This is a genomic window from Tatumella saanichensis (assembly GCF_000439375.1).
Taxonomy (GTDB): Bacteria; Pseudomonadota; Gammaproteobacteria; order Enterobacterales; family Enterobacteriaceae; genus Tatumella; species Tatumella saanichensis.
The window spans coordinates 186,257-199,272 of record NZ_ATMI01000041.1 but is presented as its reverse complement, the minus strand read 5'-3'; the positions used below and the strand labels follow the sequence as shown (position 1 = coordinate 199,272).

At 48.9% G+C, this 13,016-nt stretch carries 10 protein-coding genes; 4 read left to right on the top strand and 6 right to left on the bottom strand.

Annotated features, from left to right (window positions below; all coding sequences use genetic code 11):
- Nucleotides 1–135: 135 nt before the first annotated feature.
- The 3 genes from DW47_RS0112500 to putP all read right to left on the bottom strand — a co-directional run bounded on the left by DW47_RS0112500 (nt 136) and on the right by putP (nt 4,243).
- Nucleotides 136–990: an SDR family oxidoreductase gene (locus DW47_RS0112500; protein WP_029686744.1), complete on the bottom strand. Its 855-nt coding sequence runs from the start codon at nt 988–990 to the stop codon at nt 136–138.
- Nucleotides 991–1,305: 315 nt separating this feature from the next.
- Nucleotides 1,306–2,094, bottom strand: a complete 789-nt coding sequence (gene phoH, locus DW47_RS0112495; protein WP_029686743.1) for a phosphate starvation-inducible protein PhoH — start codon at nt 2,092–2,094, stop codon at nt 1,306–1,308.
- Nucleotides 2,095–2,725: 631 nt separating this feature from the next.
- The gene (putP, locus tag DW47_RS0112490; RefSeq protein ID WP_029686742.1) at nt 2,726–4,243 is read right to left on the bottom strand and encodes a sodium/proline symporter PutP; all 1,518 of its coding nucleotides are present in this window, start codon (nt 4,241–4,243) and stop codon (nt 2,726–2,728) included.
- A 369-nt stretch (nt 4,244–4,612) separates the two neighbouring features.
- On the opposite strand from putP, the gene putA reads away from it, so the two are divergent.
- Nucleotides 4,613–8,557: a trifunctional transcriptional regulator/proline dehydrogenase/L-glutamate gamma-semialdehyde dehydrogenase gene (gene putA, locus DW47_RS0112480; protein ID WP_029686741.1), complete on the top strand. Its 3,945-nt coding sequence runs from the start codon at nt 4,613–4,615 to the stop codon at nt 8,555–8,557.
- Between the two features lie 164 nt (nt 8,558–8,721).
- Here the strand turns inward: putA and DW47_RS0112475 are convergent, their stop codons facing one another.
- Both DW47_RS0112475 and yedD read right to left on the bottom strand, forming a co-directional pair.
- Nucleotides 8,722–9,240, bottom strand: coding sequence for a flagella biosynthesis regulatory protein FliZ (locus DW47_RS0112475; RefSeq protein ID WP_051150946.1), 519 nt, complete (start codon nt 9,238–9,240; stop codon nt 8,722–8,724).
- 430 nt (nt 9,241–9,670) lie between these two features.
- Nucleotides 9,671–10,144, bottom strand: a complete 474-nt coding sequence (yedD, locus tag DW47_RS0112470) for a lipoprotein YedD (protein ID WP_029686739.1) — start codon at nt 10,142–10,144, stop codon at nt 9,671–9,673.
- A gap of 184 nt (nt 10,145–10,328) precedes the next feature.
- Between yedD and DW47_RS0112465 the strand changes: the two genes are divergently transcribed.
- Complete coding sequence (locus DW47_RS0112465; RefSeq protein WP_029686738.1) at nt 10,329–10,652, top strand: DUF6388 family protein; 324 nt, start codon at nt 10,329–10,331, stop codon at nt 10,650–10,652.
- A gap of 114 nt (nt 10,653–10,766) precedes the next feature.
- Nucleotides 10,767–10,871, top strand: a complete 105-nt coding sequence (gene yniD / locus DW47_RS17750; protein ID WP_241430743.1) for a small membrane protein YniD — start codon at nt 10,767–10,769, stop codon at nt 10,869–10,871.
- A gap of 175 nt (nt 10,872–11,046) precedes the next feature.
- Here the strand turns inward: yniD and DW47_RS17515 are convergent, their stop codons facing one another.
- Nucleotides 11,047–11,187: a hypothetical protein gene (locus DW47_RS17515; protein ID WP_161606706.1), complete on the bottom strand. Its 141-nt coding sequence runs from the start codon at nt 11,185–11,187 to the stop codon at nt 11,047–11,049.
- A gap of 328 nt (nt 11,188–11,515) precedes the next feature.
- Between DW47_RS17515 and proX the strand changes: the two genes are divergently transcribed.
- Nucleotides 11,516–12,511, top strand: a complete 996-nt coding sequence (gene proX, locus DW47_RS0112455) for a glycine betaine/L-proline ABC transporter substrate-binding protein ProX (RefSeq protein WP_051150945.1) — start codon at nt 11,516–11,518, stop codon at nt 12,509–12,511.
- Nucleotides 12,512–13,016 lie beyond the last annotated feature (505 nt).

Genomic DNA, 13,016 nt, shown 5'->3' with positions numbered 1-13,016 from the left:
TATTGTCCTGTTGATCGTTGCACTGTTTTTACTAATTTCTTACTTTAGAGAAAAAAGCAAAAGTCCATTTTCGCGCGGCAAGCATCGTTAACACACAAAAAAACCGCCCCTTTATGGGGCGGTGTGCTGCCGTCATTATTTACCATTTGGTGTTTCGGGGGCAATTTCATAAGCAGTCTGAACCAACGAGTGACGTTCAGCCCTTTCGGTGACTTTACGCTGCCACTTTTCATCCATTTGCTGACGAGTGCCTGAGATTATCTCCTGCGGAACCACATTTCGGAAATGGGTCTCTTCCCCGGTCACCACTCGCACAATCAATTCAGAGACCTGAGTCGGCTGATATTGCTCGTGTGGGAAAGCAAGCTTGCTGTAATCGAAGACTGTATCTGCCTTATCTTCCGGCCACCAGTGTTCCCACGCCTCAAACATACGATCATTGAATCCGGTAAGGATCGGACCTGGATTGACTGTCGCCACCTGCACCCCAAACTCACTGAGCTCAATATGCAGTGCTTCAGCAAACGCTTCCAACGCATGTTTGCTCGCGGAGTAAGCCCCAGCAAACGGGTCAGTAGTGATACCCGCGACCGAAGAAACAATGACAATTTTCCCCTTACGCTTCTCGATAAACTGACGGGCGAATAATTGGGTCAGCAGTACGGTGCCGAACACATTAACCTCAAACTGACGGCGTAGTTTATCTTCTGGCAGATCGACGACTGCCCCACCTTCAGAGATACCAGCATTGTTCAGGAGAATATCAATATCCCATTCCGCCGCCTGCAAGCGATCATTTTCATCGGTAATATCTAATTTACGGAACTGTATATCTAAACCTGCCGCTTTGGCTTCCGTTTTAAGAGTCTGGATCTGTGCAACGGCTTCGGTAGTAGCGATGACCCGGTAACCCGCTTTGGCTAATAGAAACGCGCTTTCCTTGCCAAAACCTGTGCCTGCTCCGGTAATCAATACTGTCTGAGCTTCCATAATCCCTCCTGTAGCGTTAGCGTGCATCGTTAAGTTGTCTGCTTAAAACTGTAGGACAAGATCCGCGGCTCTGCGACCCTTTCCACGCCATCTCAACGTTTAACTCTCCTGTTCCCTTCGAGATCAAAATAAAAATAATTATTTCTTTCAGTTGGTTATATAAATGGTATTCACTAAATGACACAGTACACCCGTAATAATGAGCTAACTTATAAATTAAAAAGCACTTTACTCGCTCAAAAAACAAGCAAAAAAAACCCAGCCAACGCTGGGTTTTCATAAATATTAGGAGACCATCGTCTTAGAGTTTAACGGCTAACTGTAAGCATGTAGGGTTCTTTGGCACAACTCTGAACGCACGCAATCTTGGGCATCAAAACGAACCAACCCGACCAACTCATCGTCCTCAAAACGCTGTAGTGCATCGGCAAGACCCGATGTCACCCCACAAGGAAGATCACACTGAGTAATATCGCCGTTAACAATCACGGTAACATTCTCGCCTAACCGCGTCAGGAACATCTTCATCTGAGCCGCGGTCACATTTTGCGCTTCATCAAGAATAACAAACGCATTCTCGAAAGTGCGTCCACGCATATAAGCAAAGGGGGCAATTTCGACTTTGCCGATTTCAGGACGTAAGCAATACTGCATAAAAGAAGCACCCAGTCGTTTTACCAGTACATCGTAAACAGGGCGGAAATAAGGGGCGAATTTTTCAGAGATATCGCCGGGCAGGAAACCAAGATCTTCATCAGCCTGCAAAACTGGCCGGGTGACGATAATCCGTTCAACATCTTTATTAGACAACGCTTCCGCAGCTTTTGCTGCGCTAATCCACGTTTTACCGCAACCGGCCTCTCCGGTAGCGAAGATAAGTTGCTTTCCTTCAATGGCCGCCAAATAACGGGCCTGCGCACTATTCCGGGCCGAGATGGGTGACCGATCACGGTTATCCCGTGCCATACCGATAGCGTCGAGACCACTCATTTGTACCAGCGAAGTGACTGACTCTTCCTCACGCTGACGATAACTACGGGAATCATGACGAATCACCCGACGAGCTTCACGACGTGCTTTGACCACTGCTTTCTGTCTTCCCATGTTAGCACCTTACAGTTGGTTTCATTTTCCGTGTCACACTGCAACACGGTTATGTGAACGCTTTAGAGGTTTACAGGCTTCCTTTTGAGCCGCGAACAATCATTAGCAACCGTACATACTGAGATGTACATGCATCGGTTAAAAAGAAATGGAAAAGGGAAATCAAGTGGAAGTTAAAGGATGAATGATGAGTACGTGCGGAATGGATACCCGCCGGTAGAAGTGAAAAGTTTCCTGAAACAGACTGACAGTAACATTCCATAGGTACTCTCCTGGGAACTTCATAATAGATGAAACTCTCATGGAATAACCTGAACCTATGCGAAAAAGAATGCAACAATAATTTTACTATAAAAGTGAAATATTTTTTCAGTGCCCCAAAACGAAAGTCCAAGGATAATTATAACCAATTGAAAGTGGAGTATTTTCTAATTTATTGCTCATTAATCACTCAACTTAAGCATATCCACTGAACCAGTACATGGTTAAATTTCAGGCTGACAAGGTTGCCAGCCGAATTAATCCGCCTGTGATAATCGGCCCAATCCCCCTCGCCAAGAACATTTGGGTCATCACAAATAAAAGGATGCGCCGTAATGGCATTTGGTCGCATCCTTCTGTGTCGCGCGGGTTAATCCGCAGAATATTCCTGACGAGCAGCCTCGAAGCGCGCCACCGCTTGTGAGGAAGGTACAGCCCCTAGGTAACTCACCAATACGATTGCCAATGAGGCCAAAATAAAACCAGGAATAATTTCATACAGGGCAAGCAAGCCGGTTTTTTCCCAACCTAGTAGTCCGAATAAGCTGCCCTGCTTCCAGATAATAACTGTTATCGCTCCGGTAACCATGCCGGCTAAAGCACCATTACGGGTCATTCTCTTCCAGCAGACACTTAACAAGATCACGGGGCCAAAAGCCGCCCCAAATCCTGCCCAGGCGTAACTGACAAGCCCCAAGACTTTATTCTGCGGATCTCTAGCCAGTAAAATGGCAATGATCGCCACCAGTAATACCATCGCCCTCCCCACCCAAACCCGCTCACGCTGGCCAGCATTTTTTCGGAAAAAAGCGCGATAAAAATCTTCCGTCAAGGCACTGGAACAAACCAGTAACTGACAACTTAGAGTGGACATAACCGCCGCCAATATAGCGGACAACAACACACCGGCAACCCAAGGATTAAATAAAATTTTTGCCAGTTCGATAAATACCCGTTCACCGTTACTGCTGACGGCAGCAGCCTGCTCAGGATTGGCATCAAACCAGGCAATACCAAAGAAACCCACTGATAATGCCCCCAGCAGGCACAGCACCATCCAAATCATACCGATGCGACGAGCAGCAGGCATCGAACGGTGTGAATCAGCAGCCATAAACCGAGCCAATATATGAGGCTGTCCAAAATATCCTAAGCCCCAGCCCAGTAAGGACACAACACCGAGAATATCCAGTCGATTCATCATATTGGTAAAACCGGAGCCATGTGCACGGATCACCGTTAATGCCTCTGGAATACCGCCCACAGCAACGATCACCATTACCGGTGTTAACAGTAAAGCAAAAATCATCAACGCCGCTTGTACGGTATCTGTCCAACTCACCGCCAAAAAGCCACCGAGAAACGTATAGGCAATGGTTGCCCCCGCACCTGCCCACAGCGCGGTTTGATAACTCATCCCGAAGCTGCTTTCGAACAACCTTGCACCTGCAACAATACCGGAGGCGCAGTAGATAGTGAAAAAGATCAGTATGATGGCGGCAGAGATCACCCGTAGTAGCTTACTGCGGTCCTCAAAGCGGCTGGTAAAATAATCCGGCAGCGTCAGGGCATTGTTATGGTATTCGGTCTGCACTCGGAGACGACCCGCAATGACCTTCCAGTTAAGCCATGCCCCAAGCGTCAGGCCGACTGCAATCCAACTCTCAGAAAGGCCGGCGATAAATATTGCGCCCGGCAGCCCCATTAACAGCCAGCCACTCATATCAGACGCCCCGGCAGAGAGCGCGGTCACAACACTTCCCAGCCGTCGTCCACCGAGAATATAGTCATCAAAATTTTTGGTCGCACGCCAAGCAAAGAAACCGATAAGCAGCATACCGGCGATATAAATAATAAAGGTGATTACCAGAGGGGTACTCGCTGTCATGGTGTTCTCCGTTTCCGGGAGTGGCGGCTAACTTTTCGCCATCTCCATGGCCTGAAAAAGAAGGGTGAAGGTGAAACTCTTCACTTTTAACAAAGAATTAACACTATACGCTTTGGGTTGCACCTGGTTTTTATCAACAATCCGCGCCAGATCAAATTTCAATACTTGCAATCTTATGCGCTGAGACTGCAACCTCATGCGATACAGCCTATCTACGGCGCATACTCCACCGTTAAACTGATAGCGCACGCTAGCCAGTAAGTGACCATCGATAACGTTTTGCTATGCATCGCACTTTCAAGGTTGCAACAAGTTGCAACATAGGTGATATTCTGGTGCAACCTAATTGTATTGTTAACGGAGAGTGCCATGGCTACGACTACCACGATGGGCGTCAAGTTGGATGAACCCACCCGGGAGCGCCTAAAGCAGGCGGCTCAGAAATTGGACAGAACGCCGCACTGGTTATTACGTCAGGCGGTCTTCAACCTTCTGGAATCGTTAGAATCCGGAAACAGTCCTTGGCTCAACAGTGAAGATACAGCGGAACACGACGTACCAGCGGATACTGGCGGTCGTGAAGAAAATCATCAGCCTTTCCTCGATTTTGCCGAACAAGTATTGCCACAATCGGTCCTCCGTTCAGCGATCACCGCCGCTTGGCGACGCCCGGAGACCGATGCTGTGCCCATGGTTTTGGAACACGCACGCATGCTTCCGTTGTTGGCTGAGAAAACCCACCAGCTGGCACACCGATTAGCAAGTCATCTTCGTGATCAAAAAGCGGCGGGTGGGCGTTCGGGCATGGTCCAAGGGTTGCTACAAGAATTTTCACTCTCCTCTCAGGAAGGCGTCGCGCTAATGTGCCTTGCCGAGGCGCTGCTACGTATCCCCGACAAACCTACCCGAGATGCTCTGATCCGCGATAAGATCAGTCATGGTAACTGGCAGTCACATCTCGGACGCAGTACCTCTGTGTTTGTGAATGCGGCGACTTGGGGTTTACTGGTCACTGGAAAACTGGTCGCCACTCATAATGAAGACAGCCTGTCCCGTTCGCTAAACCGTCTGATCAGCAAAAGTGGTGAGCCGGTTATCCGTAAAGGGGTGGATATGGCTATGCGCCTGATGGGCGAACAGTTTGTGACCGGGGAATCTATTGCTGAAGCACTGGCTAACGCCCGCCGCTTGGAAGATAAAGGTTTTCGTTATTCTTATGACATGCTCGGTGAAGCAGCGTTAACACAAAAAGATGCTGATGCTTATCTCAAATCCTATCAGCAAGCGATCCATGCAATCGGTAAAGCCTCCAATGGCCGTGGTATTTATGAAGGGCCCGGTATCTCTATTAAGCTTTCTGCCTTGCATCCCCGTTATCAACGGGCTCACTATGATCGAGTGATGGAAGAGCTCTACCCTACATTGAAATCCCTAACCTTACTGGCCCGTGACTACGATATTGGCATTAATATTGATGCCGAAGAGGCGGACCGTTTGGAGCTTTCCCTTGACCTGCTGGAAAGACTGTGTTTCGAGCCGGAACTTGAAGGTTGGAACGGCATCGGATTTGTTATCCAGGCCTATCAAAAGCGCTGTCCTTTTGTGATTGATTATCTGATCGACTTGGCACAGCGTAGTCGTCGCCGTTTGATGATCCGCCTAGTCAAAGGTGCTTACTGGGACAGTGAAATCAAGCGTGCCCAGACTGATGGCCTAGAGGGTTATCCGGTTTATACCCGCAAAATCTATACCGATGTGTCTTACCTAGCCTGTGCCCGTAAGCTTTTGTCGGTGCCGAATTTGATCTACCCGCAATTTGCTACCCATAATGCCCAGAGCTTGGCAGCGATCTATCAGCTTGCAGGCAATAACTATTATCCCGGCCAGTACGAATTCCAGTGCCTGCACGGTATGGGGGAGCCGCTGTATGAACAGGTAGTCGGCCCTCTGTCAGACGGTAAGCTGAACCGCCCATGCCGTATCTATGCGCCGGTCGGCACCCATGAAACCCTATTGGCCTATCTAGTTCGCCGTTTGTTGGAGAACGGAGCCAATACCTCGTTCGTTAATCGTATCGCTGATAAGAGCCTGTCTTTGGATGATTTAATCATTGACCCTGTGGCGGCTACCGAAGCACTGGCCGCCGAGGAAGGCATTACCGGCCTGCCTCATCCGGCTATTCCATTGCCTCGTACCCTTTACGGTGAAGACCGACAGAATTCTGTCGGGCTAGACCTTTCGAATGAACACCGTTTAGCCTCTTTGTCGAGCGCACTGCTGAACAGTGCCAGCCAGCCCGCCCATGCTGCGCCTTTAATTGATGCACCGGCCTGTCCACAGGAGGAAAAAGCCGTAGCCGTGCAAAACCCAGCAAATACCCGCGATCTCGTCGGTACTGTCCGCCATGCCAGCCTACAAGAAGTGGATGCCGCTCTTGAAGCCAGTACCCGAGCCTGCAGTATCTGGTTTGCTACCCCTGCCCATGAACGTGCCGCTATCCTCGATAATGCTGCTGTCTATATGGAAAGTCAGTTGCAGCCGCTTATCGGTATTTTGGTACGTGAAGCCGGTAAATCCTATGCCAATGCCATTGCCGAGGTCCGTGAGGCGGTGGATTTCCTCCGTTATTATGCGGCGTCAGTACGTGACAGTTTTGATAACGAAACACACCGTCCCTTAGGGCCAGTGGTTTGTATCAGTCCATGGAACTTCCCGCTGGCAATTTTTACCGGTCAGATAGCCGCTGCACTGGCCGCCGGTAATGCGGTACTGGCTAAACCTGCCGAACAAACGCCGTTAATTGCCATGAAAGCGGTCGAAATCATGCACGAAGCTGGGATTCCACGCGGTGTCTTACAACTGTTACCCGGCCGTGGCGAGACCGTCGGTGCAGCACTGGTTACCAGCACGGTTATTCGCGGTGTGATCTTTACCGGTTCGACTGCCGTTGCCTCATTACTGCAACGTAATATTGCCGGTCGCCTGGATCCGGCCGGCCAGCCGATCCCATTAATTGCTGAAACCGGCGGTATGAATGCCATGATTGTAGATTCTTCGGCACTCACCGAGCAGGTAGTAAGCGATGTCATCGCTTCAGCCTTTGACAGTGCTGGACAACGCTGTTCCGCTTTGCGGCTACTTTGCCTGCAGGAAGATATTGCCGACCACACACTGGAAATGTTACGCGGTGCTATGGCGGAATATCGCACCGGTAATCCTGAATATCTGCATACCGACATAGGTCCAGTGATCGATGATGATGCCCGACAGATGATTGAGCAGCATATCGAAGCCATGGCAGATAAAGGCTTCAGAGTGTCACGTATTACCCGTGGCGGCAGCACGGCGGCCCTAAAAGGTGGGCATTTTGTGGTACCTGCACTGATCGAAATCAATTCTGCCAGCGACCTGCGTCAGGAAATTTTTGGTCCAGTGCTGCATGTTGTCCGCTACCGCCGTGATGGGCTGCTGGCATTGATGAATGAAATCAACAGTGCTGGTTATGGTCTCACCTTCGGCGTACATAGCCGCATCGATGAAACAATAAACAAGGTTACTGCTGGGATTGCCGCAGGGAATCTGTATGTGAACCGTAATATGGTCGGTGCAGTGGTCGGTGTTCAGCCATTTGGCGGTGAAGGGTTATCCGGTACCGGTCCGAAAGCAGGAGGGCCACTCTATCTGTATCGTCTGCTCTCCTCACGACCGCAAGATGCCATTAGGCTGACAATGTCACAATTGCCGCACTCCCATCAGGACGTATCATTAACAGCACCTTTCGTCGCCCTGAGTACGTGGGCAGAAAGCAACCAGATGACGGCATTGAATACACAATGTCAGCGGTTTGCTGAACACAACCAAAGCCACAGCATCAGACTTCTGACCGGCCCCACCGGCGAACGTAACAGTTATGCACTATTGCCACGGGAAAGGGTACTCTGCTTGGCAGACAATACGCAAGATGCTTTCTGTCAACTGGCCGCTGTGATCTGTACTGGCTGTCGGCTACTGTGGCCGGAGGACGACTTACATCGTCAATGGTATACTCAATTACCACCGCTGGTAGCCGCGGAAATCGACTTTAGCGATGCTCCATTTGAAGCCAGTTTTGATGCGGTTATTTTCCATGGTGATGCCGATCAGCTTAGCGAAGTCTGCCAGCAAGTTGCGCTACGCAACGGACCGATAGTTTCTGTCCAAGGCTTTGCCCGCGGTGAAAGTAACTTACTCACTGAACGTTTATTACTGGAAAGATCGGTGAGCGTGAATACCGCTGCTGCAGGAGGAAACGCCAGTCTGATGACACTGGGCTGATTGAGGCGCTGGTTAACGCTGAACGGGGCAGTTTCTGCCCCTTTTAGTCAGTGCAGGGGCGATACTCGCTCCTCACCAGATTTCTGTTTCTGCTATCCTCACCACAATCGGTCTACAAAGGCATAGTAGCATTATGCCCTGCTCCGCACGGATTTGGCGAAAGGTCAGGATCTCACTAAATCACTGGCAGCTTTATGCTGCGGGTAGTAACTGAAATATTTCGCCAAGGCTATCTGGTAGTTCACACATTTACTCTCTGGGAACAACACATCTGTCAAATATTGATGGCTGAGAACCTCTTTTCCATTGGGACAGTAGCCGGTTTCCGCTAATCGCTTATCTAAACGCCGTAGGCGCAGTACATATTCCCTTAAGGTCGCCAGACAGATAGCCTTATCCTCCAGTAAATTCTGTTTAAACCCTTCAATATCAAAAAAGCGACCTCGCGCGCTGTCAGTCACGGCTGAGCAAAAACGGCACACAGGGGTCAACTGACTGCGAAAGACCGCCCACTCCTGAGCGGTGATCTGACGATCCATTCTAAGGATCTGCTGGTGAGAGATCGGCTTGTTGGCATATAACAAACGGACTCGGCGTAGCAGTGTGCCGCAGTGGGCACACTGCTGCTGCATATATTTATAATCTCTGATATAGCGGCTTAAGCATTGATGTTTCCGTTTCATGGGCTGTACAGGCTCCGCTGCGAGTGTGACTCCTGAATACCTGTTTGGCGGGCAGTCATGCCTAGCTTGGCTGGGTAAGAACCACCCTAAACTACAGCTAGACAGCACATTGACTCTAACAGGCAGGTCACCGGTCAGGGCAGGTACAGAGGTTCCACCTCTACCCTCAGCGACAGATGACCGGATACCTTCAGAAATTATTCCCCTATAAACGACCGAGCTATGCGATGAATAGCGTGCGGGATCGGCCGTTAATCAGCCCATTGATCTCGAGATTGTGTGCATTGAACAACCTAGAGCATCATTGACGGAGACTGTTCGCACCGCAAGCTTCACCCAGGTACGCAGCTATGACCAAGAGTATGAGGATATGACGGGATAAACGCCCCTGTCTGGCTAACGTCACGACAAGGGCAAAACACTACAGTGATTACTGTGCGGTGTTACGGTCGGCAAAGTGGTTTTGCATCAGAGTCGGCTCGATATTTTGAATAACTGCCTGCTGTGGAGATCGGGCGCTCTCGGCCAAGGCCTGCTGGCATTCTGTCGTTGCGGCAGATACTTTCTTTAATGAGAGGCCGTCATAATGTAGCACCCCGTTATCCAGGTCTATCGGCATCATGCGTAACTGACGATTTATATTCATCAGTTGGTCATCAATCCGTACCAGTTTTCCTGGTTTAGCGATGACTCTTTGCCACTGTCGGCAATCTAGAGTGTCGCCAGCATCACTGATGATCAAGGAGGCCTGTGCCTGTGGACTGACCAGTGCCGACTGAGGGCCATCACTCTGCCAAACCCCTGCCAGACCGTCCGGTGCTGGAACTTTGACAGCCTGTTGATAGTTCTCAATCTGTGCGCAGCCAGCCAGTGCCAGCAAAGGTAATAACATCCATTTTTTCATAATCTGTTCTCAGCAACCTGTGACAGTAAATGCGATCGGCCCATTATATCGACTCTTGTCGCTATTGCAGCCCCAGAAGCCTATTATAGCCATTTATCTGATCACTGACAGGGACAGCCCCTGACATCTGACGCCTAAGCAGATACAATTCCCCTCCTTATTGCTAACTGACAGACTGCTATGTATGAAAACGCCTGAACACTATTATGCCATCGCCCGCGAGATGTTTTTTGCCGCACATCCCGATTTTTCTGCGGCATTAGATGAAATTACGCAACAGGATGCACTGCAGGCAGGAATGACCCTTCAGGCCTGTCGTGAACTCCAAGCTGAACGTATCTATGCCGCTTTTCTTCGACAGAAAAAATTGGACGGGATGATTTTTTCTATCCAGTTGGCAGAACCCGATAAAGCAGTTGCTGCCCAGGCCATCGAAAATTACCTCAAATCTCATGCCGAAGCGCTGGGAATGAGCTGGGAAGAATTTTGCATTAAAAATGAACTGTAATCTGGACGGGCTCACAGTGCGACTCAGGGAGTCAATCTCCCTTTTCTGTTGATTGTGTGTTGATCCGCCATCTGCTACTGTGGCTCTCAGTCCACTTACTACCGGAAATGCTGTATGTCTAACACACCTGGTAAGAAATACGGAAAAATGGTACTGATGTTGGTACTGATCTGCCTAGGACTGTTACTACTGCGCTGGGCAGCCATGATTTGGGGCTAATTTCCCCATAACGCCCTTGTGGCCGTGGCAGCCAGCTTTTACAGCCAACAACGTAGTATCTCGGTGCTGCTTGGCTTACCCGACTGCCATAGCCCTCAAATCCCTTCTTTTAGTGTAATCATCCTGCTTATTGAGCTTATCTCAGCATTTTGTTCTGAACGTATGCTGTCGACTTTTAGCCTTCAGTGGCGTCGCTACGAAGCTCTGTGGCAAGTAGTTTTTCTCTACGGTCATCAATGATCATTTTAGCTTTCTGATAGGCTGGTGGCTGGATCCCATAGCGGCACGAGCGGGCGGCTTCTGTACATGTATTCACTTTCTTCTTTTTGCCTAAGCCCTTTACTATCGGGCGATTGCCGCCTGTTGGGTTGGAATTAACATTACCCCTCAGATTTTGTTAGCCTGTGAATAGTTACTGTCACAATTAATCATTATTTATTTAAATATCGCCCCATGTTCTGGACAAATTAACCCGACCTTATCGGCGTTCATCGGTAAATTATTATGCTAAAGGATCCTAAATAAATTTATAGGCGATAATGCCCGTATTACAGAATATATCCCTGCCGACAGGCGGACTGTGCATTTGATTTATTCTCAAGGGGTTGTTAGCGTAAAAAACATCTGAACAACAGGAGCAACATGTGAATAAAAAAATAATTCTCCCTGCATTATTTCTTTCTGTCTGCGGAACAGTGTCGGCACAGGATCTTCCGGGTAAAGGGATCACTGTCCAACCGGTAAAAAGTCCCCTAGCAGAAGAATCTTTTCAGACTGAATTGGTGAATCGTGCATTAGCCAAATTAGGTTACGACGTGAAACCGACTCAAGAAGTTGATTACAGCGTTGCCTACGCCTCCATCGCCCGTGGTGATGCCACCTTCGCTGCCAATGATTGGGAGCCGTTACAATCTGAGATGTATCAGGCCGCAGGAGGGGATAAGAGTTTCTTCCGTGCCGGTCCCTATATTACTGGTGCTGCTCAGGGTTACCTGATCGATAAAAAAACTGCAGAAAAATACCATATCACCGATATTTCGCAGCTTAAGGACCCACGTATCGCACGACTGTTCGATGATACCGGCGACGGTAAAGCGTCATTGACCGGCTGCGAAGCGGGTTGGGCTTGTGGGAAAGTGATTGACGCTCAGCTGAAAGCTTATGGTCTAAGCAACACCGTGGAACAGAATCAAGGCAGTTACTCTGCTATGATTGCTAATGTTATTTCACGCTATAACGCCGGCAAACCGGTGCTGTATTATACTTGGACACCTTATTGGGTCAGTTTTATTCTCAAACCGGGTACTGACGTGGTTTGGTTAACGGTACCATTTTCTGCTGGGCCTCCAGGCCAGCCTAAAGAAGATACCCGTTTGCCCAACGGGAAAAATTATGGCTTTAACGTGAACGTGGAAAACATTATTGCGAATAAAGCATGGGCCGAAAAAAACCCAGCAGCAAGAAAACTCTTCAGCGTAATGAAAATTCCGTTACAGGATATCAGTCAGCAGAATTTGAGCATGCACAAAGGTGAAAACACCGGTGCCGATGTTTCAGCGCAGGTTGATGCTTGGATACATGCTCACCAATCATTATTTAATTCTTGGATCGCTGCCGCCGAGCAGACCGCAAAAAAATAATACTTCACTCCCGGATAATCACTCCGGGAGTTATTTCGATACATCCCCTCGATTTTAAGAATTATCGTAGACTATCAGTTCCCTCCCATAACCTCAGCCGCTAATGACGTCTTCCCCCACTAGGCTGCCAATTTCACTCATTCTCTGATAAGTGGAAAGTGTAATCCCCTACTACTTACCGCTGTCATGAGGTGAGTACCTGTCTGCAACAACCCAATCGCCACTCGCGAATGTAGAAATCCCTGGGGGGTTTTAGAGGCTCGACATAAGGTACTTTTCAACATTGCTCATATAGCCATCAGTAACTACTAATAACCATAATTAGTCTGGTACTATTTATTATCCCCTGATATATTCTTCGGCAGGCAGAAATTTAGGTAGTAAAAACAATGGAATGATCATTCCATATACGTTCAGCCTGATGAAATACCAGTATTCCGTATAGCGCTTCGCGGTAAGCTTAGTTAAAACGGTAAAATGAGCCTTAAACGCACCTCCTTACTAG

Bases quoted from the DNA above. Each gene is read 5' to 3' on its own strand.
- DW47_RS0112500 (WP_029686744.1), bottom strand. From the start codon at position 990: ATGGAAGCTCAGACAGTATTGATTACCGGAGCAGGCACAGGTTTTGGC.
- phoH (WP_029686743.1), bottom strand. From the start codon at position 2,094: ATGGGAAGACAGAAAGCAGTGGTCAAAGCACGTCGTGAAGCTCGTCGG.
- putP (WP_029686742.1), bottom strand. From the start codon at position 4,243: ATGACAGCGAGTACCCCTCTGGTAATCACCTTTATTATTTATATCGCC.
- putA (WP_029686741.1), top strand. From the start codon at position 4,613: ATGGCTACGACTACCACGATGGGCGTCAAGTTGGATGAACCCACCCGG.
- DW47_RS0112475 (WP_051150946.1), bottom strand. From the start codon at position 9,240: ATGAAACGGAAACATCAATGCTTAAGCCGCTATATCAGAGATTATAAA.
- yedD (WP_029686739.1), bottom strand. From the start codon at position 10,144: ATGAAAAAATGGATGTTATTACCTTTGCTGGCACTGGCTGGCTGCGCA.
- DW47_RS0112465 (WP_029686738.1), top strand. From the start codon at position 10,329: ATGAAAACGCCTGAACACTATTATGCCATCGCCCGCGAGATGTTTTTT.
- yniD (WP_241430743.1), top strand. From the start codon at position 10,767: ATGTCTAACACACCTGGTAAGAAATACGGAAAAATGGTACTGATGTTG.